The sequence below is a fragment of the Paraburkholderia sp. SIMBA_030 genome, from assembly GCF_046535245.1.
Taxonomy (GTDB): Bacteria; Pseudomonadota; Gammaproteobacteria; order Burkholderiales; family Burkholderiaceae; genus Paraburkholderia.
The window spans coordinates 1-264 of sequence record NZ_JAWRXB010000770.1 but is presented as its reverse complement, the minus strand read 5'-3'; the positions used below and the strand labels follow the sequence as shown (position 1 = coordinate 264).

Genomic DNA, 264 nt, shown 5'->3' with positions numbered 1-264 from the left:
ATTATTTTTATCAGACAGACAGCGCCTGCAACAAGCGTGAACCGGGCACAGGTTGTCCAGCTATCAATGGCGAGAACCGTACGCTAGCTATTCTAGGGACGAGCGATGCCTGTATTGCTCAGCATCCATCTGACATGGCAGTGGCGATGCGCTTGCTGGATGCCACTATCGAAACAGTTAAGGCGGATGGTTCGACTCGTTCTATCAATGTGAAAGACTTTTATTGCTTACCAAAAGATACGCCGCATATCGAAAACGTATTAG

1 protein-coding gene is annotated in these 264 nt (G+C 47.7%); it reads left to right on the top strand.

Going from position 1 to position 264, the window contains the following annotated elements; translation table 11 throughout:
• Positions 1 to 264: FAD binding domain-containing protein (locus SB772_RS42060; RefSeq protein ID WP_410838781.1), on the top strand; the 264-nt coding region annotated here is incomplete at both ends.